Raw genomic sequence first — 18,847 nt, 5'->3', positions numbered from 1 at the left:
GGGGGAGATGGCCGGCAGGCCAGAGGGGGGCGCCAAGGAACGCGGCCTCCGCAAGTTCTGCTTTGCGTTTTTCCTGGCGATACTGGCTGCACTGTTCCTCTCCACCTCCGCCTCGGCCGCCAAGATCGACGACCAGTTCCGCGCCTGGCTCCGGAGCGATCTGTGGCCTGACGCCAAGGCCAAGCGCATTTCCAAGCAGACCTTCGATGCCGCTTTCGACGGTGTCAAACCCAATCTCAAGCTGCCCGATCTTGTCATGCCCGGCGAGAAGCCGAAGACGCCGCAGAAGCAGCATCAGGCCGAGTTCGGCTCGCCCGGCGCCTATTTCGCCGAGAAGACCATCCGCGCCGTCACATCGGGCGGGCGGACGCGCGCGGCGGCCAACGCCAGGACGCTCGCCGCGATCGAAAAGCGCTATGGCGTGCCGGGCGAGGTCCTTTTGGCGATCTGGGGTCGCGAAACAGGATTCGGCGCGGCGAAGATGCCTTACGACGCCTTCGAGGTGCTGGGCACCAAGGCGTTCATGTCGACGAGGAAGGACTTCTTCCGCACCGAGCTGCTGGCGGCGCTCGAGATCGTCGAGCGTGGGCTGGCCCCGGTGAATGCGATGAAATCGTCCTGGGCCGGTGCGCTCGGCCAGCCGCAATTCATGCCGACGTCGTTCCTCGAGCATGCCGTCGATTTTGATGGCGACGGGCGTGTCGACATCTGGAGCTCGACGCCTGACGTGCTCGCCTCGATCGCTAACTATCTCGTCCATTATGGCTGGGTGAGGGGACGTGGCTGGGGCTTCGAGGTGACCGTGCCGGAGAGCGTCTCCTGTTCGCTCGAAGGCCCCGACCAGGGCAAGACAATCTCGCAATGGGCCGCAATGGGCATCAAGCGTGTCGGCGGCAAGCCATTCCCGGCGAGCGAGCTGAAGGCAGAGGGCTTCCTGCTGATGCCGGCCGGCCGCAGCGGCCCGGCCTTCATCGCCACGCCCAATTTCTACGTGCTGAAGCGATACAACACCAGCGACCTCTATGCCCTGTTCATAGGCCATGGCGCCGATCGCATCGCCCATGGCGATGCCAATTTTTCCGGCAACTGGGGCGCGGTCGGTGACCTCCACCGCTCCGATATCGCCGCCCTGCAGCGGGCGCTGGAGGCCAAGGGCTATGATGTCGGCAGCGCCGACGGGCTGCCCGGCTTCAAGACCCGCCGCTCGATCGGCGCCTGGCAGGAAAAGAACGGCAAGCCCGCCACCTGCTTTCCCGATGCCGGCCTGGTCGCTGCTCTGAACTAACTCTCAAGTCAGGGTTTTTTCTCGACTGCCGGCCTCTGTTGGCCTTCGCATGCTCCCGCTCGCCCGCCTGCCACTATGATCCAGTGAGCCGACGCATAAATGCTCGTTGCCCGCCGCGAGGCCGCCGGATATGCTGTTGACCAACTGGACAAAAACCACGACGGTAAGTGGTCAAAGGGGGCCCTTGTCGGCCTGGAAAAACACCGCAACCCTGAGCCGGGAACTCAGGTCAACAAAACAGGGAACAATCACCATGATGATGGAAAAGCTTGCTCTACGATCCCGCATTCTGCTTGCGGGTGCCGCAATGTCGGCGCTGCTTCTCGCGGGAGCGCCGGCTGGCGCGGTCACGCCAGCCGACACGCTGGTCGAAGGCTTTGCCATCGACGACATCATCTCCATGGATCCGGGCGAGGCGTTCGAGCTGTCGACCGCCGAGGTCACCGGCAACACCTATGACCTGCTGGTCCGGCTCGACCTCAGCGACACCTCCAAGGTCAAGGGCGACCTCGCCGAAAGCTGGACCGTCTCGGACGATGGCCTGACCTACACGTTCAAGCTCAAGCCCGGCCTGAAATTCGCCTCGGGCAACCCGATCACCGCGGCCGACGTCGCCTATTCGTTCGAACGCGCCGTCAAGCTGGACAAGAGCCCGGCCTTCATCATCGACCAGTTCGGGATCAGCGGCGACAATGTCGCCGAAAAAGCCAAGGCGGTCGACGACACCACCTTCCAGTTCATCGTCGACAAGGCCTATGCGCCGAGCTTCGTGTTGAACTGCCTGTCGGCCACCGTCGCCTCGGTCGTCGACGCCAAGCTGGTCAAGGAACATGTCGCGGCGGTCACGCCGAGCGCCGACTACAAATGGGACAATGATTTCGGCAATGCCTGGCTGAAGACCGGCTATGCCGGCTCGGGCGTCTACAAGCTGCGTGAGTGGCGCGCCAACGAGGCCGTCGTGCTCGAACGGAACGACAATTACTACGGCGAAAAGGCAAAGCTTGCCCGCGTCATCTACCGCAACATGAAGGAAAGCTCAGCACAGCGCCTGGCGCTTGAGGCCGGCGACATCGACGTCGCCCGCAATCTCGAGCCGAACGACCTCGACGCCATTGCCAAGAACGCCGACCTCACCACAACCAGTGCGCCGAAGGGAACTGTCTACTACATCAGCCTCAACCAGAAGAACCAGAACCTCGCCAAGCCCGAAGTCCGTCAGGCCTTCAAATATCTGGTCGACTATGACGCGCTGAGCTCGACCATCCTCAAGGGCATCGGTGAAATCCACCAGACTTTCCTGCCCAAGGGCGTGCTCGGAGAACTGGACAAGAACCCGTTCAAGCTCGACGTCGCCAAGGCCAAGGAACTGCTGGCCAAGGCAGGCCTGCCCGACGGCTTCAGCGTGACCATGGATGTGCGCACCGGCCAGCCGACAACCGGCATGGCGGAATCGATCCAGCAGACGCTCGGTCAGGCCGGCATCAAGCTTGAGATCATTCCCGGCGACGGCAAGCAGACGTTGACCAAGTACCGCGCCCGCAACCACGACATCTATATCGGTCAGTGGGGCCAGGACTATTTCGATCCGAACTCCAATGCCCAGACCTTTGCCTCGAACCCGGACAATTCGGATGAGGGCAAGTCCAAGACGCTGGCCTGGCGCAACGCCTGGGATATTCCGGACCTGACCAAGCAAACCGAAGCCGCTTTGCTGGAGAAGGATTCGGGCAAGCGCGCGGACATGTACAAGGATCTGCAGCAGAAGATCCTCGACACCAGTCCCTTCGTCATCATCCATCAGCAGCTGGAAGTCGCCGGGTTGCGCAAGAACCTCAAGGGTTTCGCGCTCGGCCCGAGCTTCGACACCAATTTCGTTGGGCCGGTTTCCAAGGAATAGCGCCGGCGGATGAGCGTAGCTGAAAATCAGGCGGCGGCAGGGCGCGGCAGCGCCCGTGCCGTCGCCATTTTCTCATCGATCGGCCGCTTCCTGGTGATCGCGATCACGACCTATCTCGGTCTGCTCGCGGTGACCTTTTTCATTGGCCGCGTCATCCCCATCGACCCGGTGTTGGCCGTGCTCGGCGACCGGGCGCCGGCCAATGTCGTGGAACGCACGCGCCGCGAGATGGGTCTCGACCTGCCGCTGGTCGAGCAGTTCTATATTTATGTCAAAAATGCCCTCAATGGTGATTTCGGCACCTCGGTGCTGACCACCAATCCGGTCATGACCGACATCCGCCGCGCCCTTCCGGCAACGACGGAACTGGCGACGTTGGGGACACTGATCGGCGCGCTGTTCGGCGTGCCGCTGGGTGTGCTGGCTGCCGTCAGGCGCGGCAGCCTCATCGACCAGGTCGTCCGCGTCATCGGCCTGATCGGCTATTCCGTGCCGATCTTCTGGCTTGGCCTGCTCGGGCTCGTCCTGTTCTACGCCAAGCTGCAATGGGTGGCTTTCCCGGCGCGGCTCGACGTCGTCTACGAATACACCTTCACGCCGATCACTGGCTTCTACCTTCTCGATTCGGCGATGCAGGGGCAGTGGGATGTCTTCTGGGACGCGTTCCGCCACATCATCCTGCCGGCCTCGCTGCTCGGCTATTTCTCGCTCGCCTATATCAGCCGCATGACGCGCTCCTTCATGCTCAACGAACTCACCCAGGAATACATCGTTGCCGCGCGCGCCAAGGGCCTATCGGAAACCCGCATCATCTGGGCTCATGCATTGCGCAATGCCGCCGTGCCGATGGTGACCGTGATCGCGCTCTCCTATGCCGGGCTGCTGGAAGGTTCGGTGTTGACCGAGACGGTCTTCTCCTGGCCTGGCATCGGCCTCTACATCACCAATTCGCTGCAGAATGCCGACATGAACGCGGTGCTCGGCGGCACCATCGTCATCGGCTCGGTGTTCATAGCCATCAATCTTCTGTCCGACCTGCTTTACCGCGTGCTCGACCCGAGGACCAAGGTAAGATGAGCAGAGGAATCCCACTTTCAGGCTCGGCTGCGGCCCACCCCGGCCCTTCGGGCCACCTTTCCTCTCCCCCGTCGAACGAGGAAGAGATGGTCTGCGAAGCAGACCGGAGTGGGGGTCGACAGCGCCAAGAGGCATCGTCATGACCGCCTCCGACGCCGCCCCCCTCTCCCGCCGCGACTGGCTGCTCAGCGAGCGGCCGGCCTCGCGCATACAGGCGAGGCTCGGCCGCGCCTATGTCGCGTGGCGGCGTTTTTCCGCCAATCGGCTGGCCTTTCTCGGCCTGCTCATCATCATCGCACTGCTGGTCATTGCCGCCCTTGCAGGGGTACTGGCGCCTTATTCGCCGACTTTCGGCGATCTGAAGAATGCGCGCCTGCTGGCGCCAAGTGCTGAGCACTGGTTCGGCACCGACGATCTCGGCCGCGATATCCTCTCGCGCATTCTCTACGGCTCGCGCTGGACGCTCTATGTCGTTATCCTGGTCGCCATCATCGCCGCCCCCATCGGCCTCGTGGTCGGCACCGTCGCCGGCTATGCCGGCGGCTGGACCGATGCCATACTGATGCGCATCACCGACATCTTCCTCGCTTTCCCCAAGCTGATCCTGGCGCTGGCCTTTGTCGCGGCCCTCGGCCCCGGCATCGAGAACGCGGTGCTCGCCATCGCCATCACCTCCTGGCCGCCCTATGCCCGCATCGCGCGTGCCGAAACGCTGACCGTGCGCAATTCCGATTACATCAAGGCGGTGGAACTGATGGGGGCCTCGCCCTTCCGCATCGTGCTGCGCCACATCATGCCGCTCTGCATCTCCTCGCTGATCATCCGCGTGACGCTCGACATGGCCGGCATCATCCTCACCGCCGCCGGCCTCGGCTTCCTCGGGCTCGGCGCGCAGCCGCCGCTGCCCGAATGGGGCACGATGATCGCTTCGGGCCGCCGTTTCGTGCTCGACCAATGGTGGGTGGCCGGCGCGCCTGGCTTCGCCATCCTGATCGTCAGCCTCGGCTTCAACCTGCTTGGCGACGGCCTGCGCGACGCGCTCGACCCCCGGAGCGGCGACCAATGAACGCTGACAGCAAGACTCTGCTCGAAGTCGACGATCTGCGCGTCACCTTCCCGACGCGCACCGGGCTGATCGAGGCCGTGCGCGGCGTCTCTTTCTCGCTCGGCCGCGAAAGGCTGGGCATTGTCGGCGAGAGCGGCTCGGGCAAGTCGCAGACCGGCCGTGCCATCATGGGGCTGACGCCGCCACAGGCGCGGATATCAGCCAATAAATTGGCCTTCGACGGCATCGACCTACTCGGCGTCTCGGCGCGCGAGCGCCGCGCGCTGCGGGGCAATCGCATCGCCATGATCCTGCAGGATCCGAAATATTCGCTCGACCCGGTGATGAGCATCGGCCGCCAGATCGTCGAGACGCTGCGCACGCATGAGAAGGTCTCCAAGGCCGAGGCGCGGGAGCGCGCGCTGGCCATGCTGGAGGCGGTGCAGATCCGCGACCCCCGGCGTGTCTTCGACCTGCATCCGCACGAGGTCTCCGGCGGCATGGGCCAGCGCGCCATGATCGCCATGATGCTGATCGCCGGGCCGGAAATGATGATCGCCGACGAGCCGACCTCGGCGCTCGATGTCACCGTGCAACTCGACGTGCTCGGCATTCTCGACCGGCTGGTCGGCGAGCGCGGCATGGGGCTGATCTTCATCTCGCACGATCTGCGCCTGGTCTCGTCCTTTTGCGACCGCGTCATTGTCATGTATGCCGGCAAGGTGGTGGAGCAGCTCAAGGCCTCCGAACTCGGTCGCGCCCAGCATCCCTACACGCGCGGCCTGCTCAACTGCATGCCCAAGATCGGCGCCGATCGTCACCCGCTGCCGGTGCTCGACCGCAAGCCGGAGTGGGCGGCATGACGTCAGCAATTGCCGTCGACGGGCTGGAGGTCATCTTCGACCGCTTTCGCGCACTGAAGGGCGTCAGCCTGGACGTGCAGCCGGGCGAATCCTTCGGCCTGGTCGGTGAATCCGGCTCCGGCAAATCGACGCTGCTCAGGGCGATCGCCGGCCTTGCGCCGGTCGCTTCGGGCAGCATCGCGGTCAACGGCAAGAAGCTCGGCGCGCGCCGCGACAAGGCCTTTTACCGCGAAGTGCAGATGGTGTTCCAGGATCCGTACGGTTCGCTGCACCCGCGCCAGACCATCGACCGCCTGCTGCAGGAGCCGCTCGCCATCCATGGCTTTGCCGACGGCGAAAAGCGCATCCAGCGGGCGCTCGACGAGGTCGGCCTCGGCAACGGCTTCCGCTTCCGCTACTCGCATCAATTGTCGGGCGGCCAGCGCCAGCGCGTGGCGATCGCGCGCGCGCTGATCCTCGAACCGTCGATCCTGCTGCTCGACGAGCCGACCTCGGCGCTCGATGCCTCGGTGCAGGCCGAGGTGCTCAACCTGCTCGAGGAAGTACGCCGGCGGCGCAAGCTGACCTTCCTGATGGTCAGCCACGACCTCGCCATCATCACCCATATGTGCGAGCGCCTGATGGTGATGCAAAGCGGCGAGGCGGTGGAGAATTTGACGGCGGATGACCTGGTCGAACGCCGCGTGACGAAGGATTACACGCGCAATCTCTTGCGGGCCAGCGACGGGTTTGTGAGAGCTATTTGAATTCGCTTGTCTTGCGAACCGATCGTCTTAGGGGACGTCATGAAAGGAATGGCAGTTTGCAGATCCTCCTAACGTCGGGGTGTTTTTGGACAGGGGCATAGTAACCCGGGGCGACTGGATCGCATATGTCTCGCATGACGATAACGACGGCAGTTGGCAATTCCACAACAGCGAAACCGGACCTGTTGAAGAAGGCGACATAATGATCGTGAGCCTGCAAAGCGTTTTGCAGCGGGATGAAAGCATCCAAATCTTGGCCGACTTGCCGGAAGGCTGGCATGCCTGGCGCAGCTCAAAATCGTCACCTTGGCAGCGGGCAAAATCGCGTCCCACACCCACCAACGACAACGAATGACTCGGCAATGTCTCAGGTCTGAGCTTGCACCGGTTCGCCGGTCTCCAGAGCGGGCGGCTCATCCCGACGCTTCGGCTCCTTGATCCTGAACCACGTCACATAAAGCGCCGGCAGGAACAGCAGCGTGATCGCAGTACCCGCGATGATGCCACCCATCATCGCGTAGGCCATCGGTCCCCAGAACACTTCGCGCGCGATCGGGATCAGCGCCAGGCTGGCGGCGGCGGCCGTCAGCGCGATCGGCCGCATCCGGTGTTCGGTCGCCTCGATAACGGCGGCCCAACGGTCCTTGCCCTCCGCGACAAGGTCCTCGATCTGCACGATCAGGATGACCGAGTTGCGGATCAGGATGCCGATCAGGGCGAGCACGCCGAGGATGGCGACGAAGCCGAGCGGTGCGCCGCTCGGCACCAGAGCCGCCACCACGCCGATCAGCCCGAGCGGCGCCACCGCCACCACCAGGAACAGGCGCTGGAAGCTCTGCAGCTGGACCATCAGGATGGTTGCCATCACGAAAAGCATCAGCGGCACGACGGCCGCGATCGGCCCCTGGCTCTTGGCGCTTTCCTCAACGGAGCCGGCGGTCTCGACGGAATAGCCCGGCGGCAGCTTGGCGATGAAGGCATCGACCGATGGCTTCAATTCGTTGACCACTGTTGCCGGCAGAACGTCGCCGACCAGGCCGGCCCGCACGGTGATGGTCGGGATGCGGTCGCGCCGCCACACCGTCGGCTGTTCGAGCTCGTATCGGAAATTGGCCACCGCCGCGAGCGGGATGGCCTCGCCGGTGCTCGTCGGCAGCTGCATGTTCTGCAAAGTCTCGATCGAGCCGCGTTCGGCCTCGCGCGAGCGCGTCACCACATTGATCAGATAGGTGGCATCGCGCACTTGCGTGATGGTGGCGCCGCCGACGGTGCTGTTGAGCGCGCTGGCGATGTCGGACGAGGTGATGCCGAGCTGCCGCGCCTTGTCCTGCAGCACGTCGACCCTGAGCACGCGCTGCGGCTCATTCCAGTCGAAGGTCGGCGCGGCGAGCTTGGGATTGGCCGAGATGACGCCGGCGAATTGCTGCGCCAGCGCGCGCACCGTCTGGATGTCGGGCCCGCCGACGCGGTACTGCACGGGGCGGCCGACAGGCGGCCCGAGTTCGAGCAGCTTGACGAAGGCGTCGGTGCCGACGAATTCCTCGCGCAGCAGCTTTTCCAGCGCCGGCTTCACCCGGTTGCGAGCCTCGATGCTTTTGGTGACGATCACCGTCTGGCCGAAATAGGGATTGGCCGGTTGCACGTCATAGGCGAGCACGAAGCGCACCGCGCCCTGGCCGATATAGGACGAGAAATGGTCGATGTCGGGATTGCCGACCAGCGCCCGCTGCTCGAACCGCTCCATCTGCTCGCGCGTGTCGGCGATCGAGGAATTCTGCGGCAGGTTCCAGTCGACGATCAGCTCCGGCCGGTCCGATGGCGGGAAGAACTGCTGCTGCACCAGGCCGAAGCCGGCGATCGAGCCGGCAAACAACAGCACCGTGGCGATGATGGTCAGCCAGTGATGGCGCACCGAGCCGACAAGGGCACGCCGGAACAGCGAGGTGAAGCGGCCTGGCTGGTCGTGATGCTTCGTCTTCATCGTCGCCGGCAGAATGGTGACGCCGAGCAGCGGCGCGAAAAGCACCGCCACGATCCACGACACCAGCAGCGACACGGCGATGACGACGAACAGAGTGAAGGTGTATTCGCCGGCGGCGCTGTTGTTGAGGCCGATCGGAATGAAGCCCGCGACGGTCACCAGCGTGCCGGTCAGCATCGGGAAGGCGGTCGATGTGTAGACATAGGTCGCCGCCTTGCGCAGGCTATCACCGACCTCCAGCCGCGCCACCATCATCTCGACCGCGATCATCGCGTCGTCGACCAGAAGCCCGAGCGCGATGATCAGCGCACCGAGCGAGATGCGCTGCAGCGAGATGCCGAGATAGGACATGACCGTGAAGGTGATGGCCAGCACCAGCGGGATCGACAGCGCCACGACGAAGCCGGCGCGCATGCCGAGACTGATGAAGGACACGGCCAGCACGATGGCCACCGCCTCGAACAAGGCGCGCGTAAAGCCCGAGACCGCTTCCTCGACGATGACCGGCTGGTCGGCGACCAGATGCACGCCGACGCCGACCGGCAGGTCTGCCAGCACCTTGTTCATCGCCTCATGCAGCGCCTCGCCGAATTTGAGCAGATTGGCGTTGGGCTTCATGCCGATGGCAAGCCCGATCGCGTCCTGGCCGTTGAAGCGGAACAGTGCCGTTGGCGGATCGGCATAGCCGCGCGTGATCGTCGCCACGTCGCTCAGCCGGAAGAAGCGGTCGTTGACGCGAAGATTGATCGCGCGAAGGCTGTCTTCGGAGGTGAACTGGCCGCCGACCCGCACGCTGATGCGTTCCGGGCCGGACTGGATGACGCCGGACGGCGTGATCGCGTTCTGCGCTTGCAGGCTTGCCACGATCGCCTGTTGGTTGAGGCCGAGGGCCGCGATCTGGCGGGTCGAGAATTCGAGGTAGATCGCCTCGTCCTGGGCACCGACCAGGTCCACCTTGCCGGCATTCGGCACGGTCAGGATTTTTGTCCTGACATCCTCGACATAGTCGCGCAGCTGGCGCGGCGTCAGCCCGTCCGACGTGAAGGCATAGATGTTGCCGTAGACGTCGCCGAAACGGTCGTTGAAGAACGGCCCCTGGACGCCTTGCGGGAACTGCGCCTTGATATCGTTGACCATGTTGCGCACCTGAATCCAGTTCGGCACGACATCGCGCGCCTTGGTAGTGTCCTTCAGGTTGACGAAGATGACGGTCTGGCCGGCTGTGGTGACGGATTTGGTGTAGTCGAGGCTGTCGAGTTCCTCGAGCTTCTTCTCGATGCGGTCGGTCACCTGCTGCACCGTCTCCTTGACCGAAGCGCCGGGCCAATTGGCCTGGATGATCATGGTCTTGATGGTGAAGGCGGGGTCTTCCTCGCGGCCGAGGTTGAGGTAGGAGAAGATGCCGGCCGCAACGAAGACCAGCATGAAATACCAGACCATCGAGCGGTGGTTGAGCGCCCAGTCGGAGAGGTTGAAGCCCTTCATGAGGCCCCTCCCGCGGGCAGTTTGACCTTCTGGCCTTCGGTCAGGCTGTGGACGCCGGCGGTGACGACGCGCATTCCCGCTTCCAGTCCCTGAGCCACCGTGAAGGTTCCGCCGTTCCTGGAGGCAACCTTGATCTCGCGCGTGCTCACGCTCGATGTCTGCGCATCGACGATCCACACCCTGTCGGAGCCGTTCCTCTGGAAGAGCGCCGACAGCGGCAGTTCGATCGTCGGCTCCACCGTGGTCATGCGCGTTGCGGTCACGGTCGAGCCGAGCCGGAAGGCCTGCGGCGGATCGGTAAGCGTCAGCCGCACGCGCCGCGTGCGCGTCGAGCCCTCGGCCTGCGGCGCGATCTCGCGCAGCTTGGCCTCGGTCCGGATCGTCGGCAGCGATTGCAGGATGACCTGGAACGGCGTGCCGGCCGTGAGATCGCCGGTCAACTGGTCTGGAATATCGACCACCGCTTCGCGCGGGTCCGAGCGCGCCACGGTGACGACCGTCTGGCCGGGGGAGACCGTCTGGCCGACCTCGGCGCCGACAGCCGTGACGACGCCGTCGAAATCCGAGAACAGCCTGGCATAGCCGAGCTGCTCCTGCGATTTGGCCAGCGAGGCCTTGGCCCGCTCGACACTGGCCTCGGCCGCCTTCCTCGCCTGCTGCGCGGCATCGAACACGGCTTGCGTGGTGTTGGCGGTGGCAAGCAATTGGCGCTGGCGCTCCTCGCTGGCGGCGGCGTTGGCAAACTGTGCCTCGGCATTGGAGAGCTCGGCCTTGGCCGCCTGGACGGACAGCTCCAAGGCGGTCGGGTCCAGTGCCGCGATCGTCGTGCCCTTGCTGACGATGTCGCCGACATTGACGTCGCGGGACACGACCCGGCCGAGCAGGCGAAAGGCGAGATCGGCGCTGACCTGCGGCTCGACCGATCCGGCGAAGCCGAAGACCTGCGTGGTGCGCGGCTCGACCACCACCGACAGCACCGGCCGGATGATCTCCGGCGGCTTCTCCTCCGATTTCGAGCAGGCGGCGAGCGCGCCAAGCGCTATCACGCCAAGCAGGAGGCGCGGCAGCCGGCTCATTGGCCCGCTCCCGATATCTCGATTTTCTGACCCGCACTGAGCAGCTGTCCGCCCGCGGTGACGACGCTTTGGCCCTCCTCCAATCCCCTGGCGATGACGACGGTGCCGGAATTGAAAGCCAGCACCTCGACCGGTGCCATCGTCACCGTACCGGTCGAGGGATCGACGATCCAGACCGCCGGCTTGCCGGCGCTGGACGTCAATGCCTGCCAGGGCAGCAGGATCGCCTTGGCCGGTTTGGCGCCGACCGAGCCGATGACGGCCGCGCCCAGCGGCATGCCGGCGGGCCTATCGGCAATGCCGACCTTGACCCGGATCGAGCCCGACGCCGGATCGACCGCCGGGGAGATTTCGCGCACCTTGCCCGTTGCCCTGATCTGCGGGTCGGACAGAAGCGTAATCGTCACCGCCGGCGAGGTCGGCGTCCTGGCGACCAACGTCTCCTGGACGTTGAACACCGCGTCGCGGTCGCCGTCCTCGGCGACGGTGAAGACGGTCTGCGCAGCCTGCACCACCTGGCCGGTTTCGACTTGGCGGGCGGTGATGACGCCCGCGGCGCCAGCCTTGAGTTCGGTGAAGGACAGGTTCTGCTTGGCATTGGCGAGCGCGCTCTGCGCCGCGTCGAGGCTGCCTTGCGCCACCTTCAATGCCTGATCGGCGGCGTCATAGTCGCGCCTGGTGGTGTAACCCTGGGCAAGCAGCGTCTTTTGCCGCTCGAAGGCGGCGGCGGACTGGGTCAACTGCGCTTGCGCCGCGTCGAGATCGGCCTGCGCCGAGCGCAAATCGGATTCCTGCTCCTGCGGGTCGATGCGGGCAAGCACCGCGCCCTTGTCGACATGCTGGCCGACATCGGCAAGCCGTTCGGCGACGCGGCCGCCGACCCGGAACGACAGATTATTCAGCGTACGCGCCGCGATCACCCCGGTCAGCGCGGTTCTCGGCGCATAGTCGGCCATCGCCACGGTCTCGGTGCGCACCATGATCGGCAGCTTTTTCTCGGCCGCTTCCTGTTTCTGGCAGCCGGCCAAAAGCAGGACGGCCGTGCAAGTGAAAAGCGCTACGCCGATGGAAAAAGTCGAAAAATTAGAAGGTTTGACCGATGGCGGCGAGACGGACGATGTCGCGTTCCTGCTCATGGGCTCCCTCAGCCGCAGGCCGCTCGCCGATCGCGATGCCTCGCGGATCCCGGCACGATAGTCGATCTCCCGAAAAAGGAAACCGGACTCGTACCCGTGTCAGGCATCCGACTCGGGTTTGCAAAGGCCTGACGACGGCCAGTCCCGGCCGGGCAGCTTTTCGTGATAGGAATTTTTTCCTTGACGAGGTGAAGGCAACTATGATAGATATTTGGATATGGTGCTGAGTTGCGCCAGGGACCCGCCGCACAGGCGGGTTTTTCCGTTCAATGATCCTCAACAGCGCGCCGCGAAGGCTCCGAACCCGTTAACGCAGTCCGTTGCCCTGGTACGGATATCGCCGGCTGGTCAGGCGCGATACCTCAGGCCCAATCGCCTGCCGGCGGTGCCGACTTGAGGAAAGCATGAAATAAGCCCAGAAGACATCTTATCAAGCAGAACGGGCGCCGGCCCTATGAGGGACATCATGAAGAACTCAGCCATTTCCGAACGCAAGAGCCAGTCGATCTCGCGCGGTGTCGGTATGACCACGCAGATTTACGCCGACCGGGCCGAGAACTCGGAGATCTGGGATGTCGAGGGCCGCCGCTACATCGATTTCTCCTCCGGCATCGCCGTCGTCAACACCGGCCATCGCCACCCCAAGGTCATCGAGGCGGTCAAGGCGCAGCTCGACCGCTTCACCCACACCTGCCACCAGGTGGTGCCCTATGAGAGCTATGTAAGGCTGGCCGAGCGGCTGAACGGCATACTTCCGGGCAAGTTCGAGAAGAAGACGATCTTCGTCACCACCGGCGCGGAGGCGGTCGAGAACGTCATCAAGATCGCCCGCAATGCCACCGGCCGCCAGGCCGTCATCGCCTTTGCCGGCGGCTTCCATGGCCGTACCTTCATGGGCATGGCGCTGACCGGCAAGGTCGTGCCCTACAAGGTCGGCTTCGGCGCCATGCCGGCCGACGTCTTCCACGCCCCGTTCCCGGTGCCGCTGCACGGCGTGTCGGTGGCCGATTCGCTTGCCGCGCTCGATCGCCTGTTCAAGGCCGACGTCGATCCGGCCAGGGTCGCGGCCATCATCGTCGAGCCGGTGCAGGGCGAGGGCGGCTTCTACGAAGCGCCGCGCGATTTCATGACCGCGCTGCGCAAGATCTGCGATCAGCACGGCATCCTGCTCATTGCCGACGAGGTGCAGACCGGCTTTGCCCGCACCGGCAAGATGTTTGCCATGGAGCACCATGAGGTGACCGCCGACATCACCACCATGGCCAAGGGCCTGGCCGGCGGCTTTCCGCTGGCGGCGGTCACCGGCCGCGCCGAGATCATGGATGCGCCTGGCCCCGGCGGGCTGGGCGGCACCTATGGCGGCAGCCCGATCGGCGTTGCCGCCGCGCACGCGGTGCTTGACGTGATCGAGGAAGAGAAACTGTGCGATCGCGCCAACTCGCTCGGCGCCAGGCTGAAGCAGCGTCTGGGATCGATCCGCGACGACGTCCCGGAAATCGTCGACATCCGTGGCCCCGGTTTCATGAACGCGGTCGAGTTCAACGACGTCAGGAAGGGCTTGCCATCGGCGGAGATGGCCAATGCGGTCAGGCTGAAGGCACTCGACAAGGGGCTGATCCTGCTCACCTGCGGCGTCCACGGCAACGTCATCCGCTTCCTGGCGCCGCTCACCATCCAGGACGGCATCATGACCGAGGCGCTCGACATTCTGGAAAGCTCGATCCGCGAGGTTCGCGCTGCCTGAGGGGCCGGCGCCCATTTCTCCTGACGGCTTACACTGAGCCCGGTGAACGTGCCGTCAGGAGCTCGGATTCTGTAACCAGGCTGGAATGTCCATCTTGGCGTGCAGCACCCGCCAAACATCGATATGGTCGGTCTGTTCAAGATAAAAAATCAGGTATGGATAGCGCCTGACTTGCACGCTACGCAGACCAGGCAATCCAATTTCGTAGCCATATCTCAGAGAGCCCGATGCCGGATGGCTGGCTAGCAGTTTGTAGGCGTTTTGAAGCTCCTCGATGTAGCCCAATGCCGCGCGCGAACCAGCTTCTCGCGTATAGTAATCGACAGCATCCTCGACATCCCGCAGGGCTAGTTTTCGAGGAATGATCGCCTTTATGGGCACTTACTCTATTGGCCCTGCGCCCGTTTCCGCAGCGCGGCGAAATAGTCGTCGTCAACCGGAGCGCCCGGGGCGGACGATGCGCCCTCAAGGAGCAAGCCGCGCAGAAGCTGACGATCCTGATCGCGGCGGATCAATTCACGCACATACTCGCTGCTCGTGCCATAGCCGCGATCGGTCACTTGCTGATCGACAAAATGCTTCAAGCTTTCCGGCAGGGAGATGTTCATGGTGCTCATTCAGGCATTTTATAGCCTATGGCAAAAATTGGCAATCTTAGGCACTGGCCTCGGCTGACTCTTTGTTCTGGAACGCGGCCAGCGCCGCTTTCAATCCGTCCGGCCCCGCTGCCACCGTCTGTGGCGCCGGCGAGAAGCCGGCGCTCAGCATCTTGCGGCCGAGCATGTGGTCGCCGGGGCGGTTGACCGATTCGATGCCGAGCAGCCTGTCTGCGGCATAATGGTAGATCGAGAACTTGTTGTCGGCGAGATCGCCCAGCACGACATGGCTGTCGCCGCCGGATGTCAGACCGACCATCTGCAGCTTCATGTCGCCGATGTCGGACCAGAACCAGGGCACGGCCGAATAGGCGTCGGCATGGCCCGTTATGGTGCGCGCGGCAAGCCGCGCCTGGTCGGTAGCGTTCTGTACCGATTCCAGCCGCACGTCGCCCCCGGTGAACCAGTGTCGATAGGAGGCGGCGTCGCCGATGGCGAGGATTTCCGGCACCGAGCTGCGCATCTGGTGGTCGACGCGAATGCCGTTGGCGATGGTGAGGCCGGCTTCCCCGGCCAGTTCGACGTTGGGCAAGGCGCCGATGCCGACGACGACCATGCGCGCCGGCAGCCTTTCGCCAGACGAGGTGATCGCTGCCGTGACATGGCCGTTTTCGCCTTCGAGCCTTGCGATCGTGGTGCCGGTGAGAATGTGCACGCCGGTCGCTTCCAGCCGTTGGCGGACATGGCTCGCCACGATCGGCGCCACGGCGCGGCCAAGCAGCCGGTCGACCGCTTCCACGACCGTTACGGTGCGGCCGGCCGCGCGCAGCGTCGCCGCGATCTCCAGCCCGATGAAGCCGCCGCCGAGGATGACGACGTCTTCGCTCCGTGCGCTCAAGTCCCGGATCAGCCGCGCATCGGAAAGCGAGCGCAACGACACCACACCGGACAGATCCGCGCCGGGCAGCGGCAGGAGGCGCGGGCGCGAGCCGGTGGCGAGGATCAGATGATCGAAGGCAAGTTCGCCGCCGCCTGATATCTCCAAACGGCGACTGCCGGCATCGATGCGGTCGATCCGAACGCCCGGCCGGTAGTCGACGGCGTTGCCGGTGTAAAATGCCTCGCCACGCAAGGGTTGCGGCTTGGCCTCGGCATCCTTGATGAAGGTCTTCGACAGCGGCGGCTTGTGATAGGGCAGCTCGTTCTCGTCGCCGACGAGGATCACCGGCCCGTCGTAACCCTCCTCGCGCAGGCTTGCCGCCGCCTGCACGCCCGCATGTCCCGCACCGACAATGACCACGCCGTTCTTCATCGCATTCCGATCCCAAGCTTGATTTTAGGATGTCTCGCCACGTGGGAATTGTCTGGCGCCGCCGCAAGAGGCCATTTGCGGGTCGCACCCGGAACGGCGGCTGTCAATCGGACAGTTCGGCGATGAAGTCGGCACACGGGGCAGGCGGCTAAAGTTGACTATCGCAGTTTAGAATAATTCTAAACTGTTGTTTCGATTGAGTTTTCCTGTCGATTTTCGTTGACTTCCATCGGTCCTGAAGCTTTATGGGGCCTCGCGCATCGGCGCATCCCTTTGATGTCTGGGCCTTGAACCCTTTCGATTGGAGGCATTTTGGTGTCTTTCTTCTTCGACCCGCGCGACAGCGCGGCATGCCCCGCGAATGACGGCCTGCACATGGCCTGGCGCCGGTTGTCGCGCGCGCCGTTCACAAAATTCCCGAAAAACTGGAGAGTGATAATGACGGCACGACATGGCAGCAGGCTTGCGGCGATCGGTGCCACGGCCCTGCTGACGGCGGCGGTGTTCGTGCTGCCGGCCAAGGCCGAGAGCGATCCCAAGGCGGTCATCAAGACCTATGCCGACATCGCGCTTGCCAAATACGAGGATTCGCTGACCACCGCGCAGGCGCTCGACAAGGCGGTCGATACCTTGTTGGCCAAGCCTTCGGCCGAGACGTTCAATGCCGCCCGCGAGGCCTGGAAGGCATCGCGCGTTCCTTACCAGCAGACCGAGGTCTACCGCTTCGGCAACAAGATCGTCGACGACTGGGAAGGCAAGGTGAATTCCTGGCCGCTGGACGAAGGCCTGATCGATTATGTCGCCAAGAGCTACGGCACAGAATCCGACGCGAATTCGCTCTACACGGCCAATGTGATCGCCAACAAGGAGATCGAGATCAACGGCAAGAAGGTGGACGCCTCGAAGCTTTCGCCGGAATTCCTCTCCGGCACGCTGCAGGAGGCCGGCGGCGTGGAGGCCAATGTCGCCACCGGCTACCATGCCATCGAGTTCCTGCTCTGGGGCCAGGATCTGCACGGCACCGGACCGGGCGCCGGCGAGCGCCCCTACACCGACTATGATCTCAAGAACTGCACCGGCGGCAATTGCGACCGCCGCGCGGAATATCTGAAGTCAGCCAGCACCCTTTTGGTGTCCGACCTCCAGGAGATGGTCGGCGACTGGAAGGAAGGCGGCGCTGCGCGCAAGAATCTGGCGGACGGCGAGCCGAACGCCGCCATTTCGGCCATCTTTACCGGCATGGGCTCGCTCTCCTACGGCGAACTCGCCGGCGAGCGCATGAAACTCGGCCTGCTGCTGCACGATCCGGAAGAGGAGCATGACTGCTTCTCCGACAACACCTACAATTCCCATCTCTATGACGCCGTCGGCATCCGCGCCGCCTATCACGCCAGCTACACCAGGCTGGACGGCACCGTTATTTCAGGGCCGTCGGTGGCGGACATGGTCAAGGCGGCTGATCCGGCCATCGACAAGGAACTGTCTGACAAGCTCGATGTCACCGTCGCCAAGATGGAGGCGATCAAGGCCCGCGCCGAAGGCGGCGAGGCTTACGACCAGCAGATCGCCGAAGGCAACACCGAGGGCAACGCCACGGTGCAGGCGGCAATCGACGCACTGGTCGACCAGACCAAATCGGTCGAACGCGCCGTCGGCGCGCTGAAGCTCAACGCCATAGCCTTTGAGGGTTCAGACAGCCTTGATGCGCCGGACAAGGTGTTCCAGTAAGCGTCGAAGCCTGGAAGCCCGGGCCGAAGTCACAAAGGGCTTCGGCGCGGGGAAGATAGAGTCAAGCCACACGGCGCGGAAGGCGCCGTCAGCCATCCGAGCAAGTTTATGCTGATCTGCCATTGCAACATCATCACCGAGAAGGAGATTGAGCAGACGATCGTCGGGCTGCTGGACCAGGATCCCTGGCAGCTCATCGTGCCGGCAAAAGTCTATCACGCCATGCACAAGCGCGGTCGCTGTTGCGGCTGCTTCCCAAATGTGGTCGAAACGATCATTCGGGTCACCGAGAACTACCACGCCCGCTCGCAGGCGAGCGGCGTGGACATCGTTTCACATCTGGATCGCGTCAGAGGCCTGCGCGTCCAATACGGGAGCAGAACCCATGAAAGGCGAACCACAGATCATCGAGCGGCTTAACGAGGCTCTGTTCCTGGAGCTTGGTGCCGTCAATCAGTATTGGGTCCATTTCCGTCTGCTGGAGGACTGGGGATACGCCAAGCTCGCCAAGAAGGAACGCGCCGAATCGATCGAGGAGATGCACCATGCCGACAAGCTCGTGGCCCGGATCATCTTCCTGGAAGGGCACCCCAATCTGCAGTCCGTGGCGCCGCTGCGTATCGGACAGAACGTGAAGGAAGTGCTCGAATCCGACCTTGCCGGCGAGTATGACGCTCGCACCGCCTACAAGCGCTCGCGCGAGGTCTGCAACGAAGCCGGCGACTATGTCAGCATGAAACTGTTCGAGGAACTCTTGGCCGACGAGGAGGGGCACATCGACTTCCTCGAGACGCAGCTCGATCTGCTTGCCTCGATCGGCGAGGAAAAATACGGCCAGCTCAATGCCGCATCGGCGGACGAGGCGGAGTAAGGGCA

At 63.9% G+C, this 18,847-nt stretch carries 18 protein-coding genes; 12 read left to right on the top strand and 6 right to left on the bottom strand.

All coding sequences use genetic code 11. The annotated features are described in order from the left end of the window. Nucleotides 1-7 precede the first annotated feature (7 nt). The 7 genes from FJ426_RS01320 to FJ426_RS31590 all read left to right on the top strand — a co-directional run bounded on the left by FJ426_RS01320 (nucleotide 8) and on the right by FJ426_RS31590 (nucleotide 7,268). On the top strand, nucleotides 8-1,285 hold the full coding sequence (locus FJ426_RS01320) for a lytic murein transglycosylase (protein ID WP_140559689.1): 1,278 nt from the start codon (nucleotides 8-10) through the stop codon (nucleotides 1,283-1,285). A gap of 253 nt (nucleotides 1,286-1,538) precedes the next feature. Further along, a complete protein-coding gene (locus FJ426_RS01315; RefSeq protein ID WP_140496855.1) occupies nucleotides 1,539-3,182 on the top strand; it encodes an ABC transporter substrate-binding protein in 1,644 nt (547 codons plus the stop codon). A gap of 9 nt (nucleotides 3,183-3,191) precedes the next feature. Further along, the gene (locus FJ426_RS01310) at nucleotides 3,192-4,259 is read left to right on the top strand and encodes an ABC transporter permease (RefSeq protein WP_140496853.1); all 1,068 of its coding nucleotides are present in this window, start codon (nucleotides 3,192-3,194) and stop codon (nucleotides 4,257-4,259) included. Between the two features lie 139 nt (nucleotides 4,260-4,398). After that, nucleotides 4,399-5,325 (top strand): nickel transporter permease, encoded by a 927-nt coding sequence (nikC, locus tag FJ426_RS01305; RefSeq protein WP_140559687.1) that lies wholly within the window; start codon nucleotides 4,399-4,401, stop codon nucleotides 5,323-5,325. After that, nucleotides 5,322-6,167, top strand: a complete 846-nt coding sequence (locus FJ426_RS01300) for an ABC transporter ATP-binding protein (RefSeq protein WP_140523825.1) — start codon at nucleotides 5,322-5,324, stop codon at nucleotides 6,165-6,167. Before nikC ends, FJ426_RS01300 begins: the two co-directional genes overlap by 4 nt. After that, the gene (locus FJ426_RS01295) at nucleotides 6,164-6,913 is read left to right on the top strand and encodes an ABC transporter ATP-binding protein (protein WP_140559686.1); all 750 of its coding nucleotides are present in this window, start codon (nucleotides 6,164-6,166) and stop codon (nucleotides 6,911-6,913) included. The genes FJ426_RS01300 and FJ426_RS01295 overlap by 4 nt, the downstream gene beginning before the upstream one ends. Before the next feature lie 202 nt (nucleotides 6,914-7,115). Then, nucleotides 7,116-7,268 carry a hypothetical protein gene (locus FJ426_RS31590; protein WP_210240535.1) on the top strand — a complete coding sequence of 51 codons (153 nt, stop codon included), beginning with the start codon at nucleotides 7,116-7,118 and terminating at the stop codon, nucleotides 7,266-7,268. Between the two features lie 12 nt (nucleotides 7,269-7,280). Here the strand turns inward: FJ426_RS31590 and FJ426_RS01285 are convergent, their stop codons facing one another. Genes FJ426_RS01285 through FJ426_RS01275 form a run of 3 tightly spaced genes read right to left on the bottom strand, consistent with a single transcriptional unit; the run spans nucleotide 7,281 to nucleotide 12,435 of the window. Continuing rightward, entirely contained in the window at nucleotides 7,281-10,379 is a 3,099-nt protein-coding gene (locus tag FJ426_RS01285; protein ID WP_140559684.1) for an efflux RND transporter permease subunit, read from the bottom strand. After that, complete coding sequence (locus tag FJ426_RS01280; protein WP_140523837.1) at nucleotides 10,376-11,455, bottom strand: efflux RND transporter periplasmic adaptor subunit; 1,080 nt, start codon at nucleotides 11,453-11,455, stop codon at nucleotides 10,376-10,378. Before FJ426_RS01280 ends, FJ426_RS01285 begins: the two co-directional genes overlap by 4 nt. Beyond that, nucleotides 11,452-12,435: an efflux RND transporter periplasmic adaptor subunit gene (locus FJ426_RS01275; protein WP_246675452.1), complete on the bottom strand. Its 984-nt coding sequence runs from the start codon at nucleotides 12,433-12,435 to the stop codon at nucleotides 11,452-11,454. The genes FJ426_RS01280 and FJ426_RS01275 overlap by 4 nt, the downstream gene beginning before the upstream one ends. On the opposite strand from FJ426_RS01275, the gene FJ426_RS31660 reads away from it, so the two are divergent. Together FJ426_RS31660 and FJ426_RS01270 are read left to right on the top strand one after the other, a co-directional pair. Then, nucleotides 12,434-12,652 carry a hypothetical protein gene (locus tag FJ426_RS31660; RefSeq protein WP_224618226.1) on the top strand — a complete coding sequence of 73 codons (219 nt, stop codon included), beginning with the start codon at nucleotides 12,434-12,436 and terminating at the stop codon, nucleotides 12,650-12,652. The genes FJ426_RS01275 and FJ426_RS31660 overlap by 2 nt on opposite strands. Nucleotides 12,653-13,057: 405 nt before the next feature. Beyond that, a complete protein-coding gene (locus FJ426_RS01270; protein WP_140559683.1) occupies nucleotides 13,058-14,335 on the top strand; it encodes a 4-aminobutyrate--2-oxoglutarate transaminase in 1,278 nt (425 codons plus the stop codon). 54 nt (nucleotides 14,336-14,389) lie between these two features. On the opposite strand, the gene FJ426_RS01265 is transcribed toward FJ426_RS01270, so the two are convergent. The 3 genes from FJ426_RS01265 to FJ426_RS01255 are packed head-to-tail and all read right to left on the bottom strand — an operon-like array spanning nucleotide 14,390 to nucleotide 16,243. Next, nucleotides 14,390-14,710 carry a type II toxin-antitoxin system RelE/ParE family toxin gene (locus FJ426_RS01265; protein WP_181167355.1) on the bottom strand — a complete coding sequence of 107 codons (321 nt, stop codon included), beginning with the start codon at nucleotides 14,708-14,710 and terminating at the stop codon, nucleotides 14,390-14,392. An 11-nt stretch (nucleotides 14,711-14,721) separates the two neighbouring features. Next, complete coding sequence (locus tag FJ426_RS01260) at nucleotides 14,722-14,952, bottom strand: type II toxin-antitoxin system ParD family antitoxin (RefSeq protein WP_140496834.1); 231 nt, start codon at nucleotides 14,950-14,952, stop codon at nucleotides 14,722-14,724. A gap of 37 nt (nucleotides 14,953-14,989) precedes the next feature. Then, complete coding sequence (locus FJ426_RS01255; protein ID WP_140559682.1) at nucleotides 14,990-16,243, bottom strand: FAD-dependent oxidoreductase; 1,254 nt, start codon at nucleotides 16,241-16,243, stop codon at nucleotides 14,990-14,992. Between the two features lie 438 nt (nucleotides 16,244-16,681). On the opposite strand from FJ426_RS01255, the gene FJ426_RS01250 reads away from it, so the two are divergent. From FJ426_RS01250 to bfr, 3 genes are all read left to right on the top strand, one after another. Next, entirely contained in the window at nucleotides 16,682-17,971 is a 1,290-nt protein-coding gene (locus tag FJ426_RS01250; protein WP_140523847.1) for an imelysin family protein, read from the top strand. 108 nt (nucleotides 17,972-18,079) lie between these two features. After that, complete coding sequence (locus FJ426_RS01245; protein ID WP_140523850.1) at nucleotides 18,080-18,391, top strand: (2Fe-2S)-binding protein; 312 nt, start codon at nucleotides 18,080-18,082, stop codon at nucleotides 18,389-18,391. After that, complete coding sequence (gene bfr, locus FJ426_RS01240) at nucleotides 18,357-18,842, top strand: bacterioferritin (protein ID WP_140496826.1); 486 nt, start codon at nucleotides 18,357-18,359, stop codon at nucleotides 18,840-18,842. Before FJ426_RS01245 ends, bfr begins: the two co-directional genes overlap by 35 nt. Nucleotides 18,843-18,847: the final 5 nt, after the last annotated feature.

It is taken from the genome of Mesorhizobium sp. B2-6-4 (assembly GCF_006441495.1).
Classification (GTDB): domain Bacteria; phylum Pseudomonadota; class Alphaproteobacteria; order Rhizobiales; family Rhizobiaceae; genus Mesorhizobium.
Note: the sequence above shows the minus strand (reverse complement) of the source record. Positions and strands in the feature narration are given on the sequence as shown.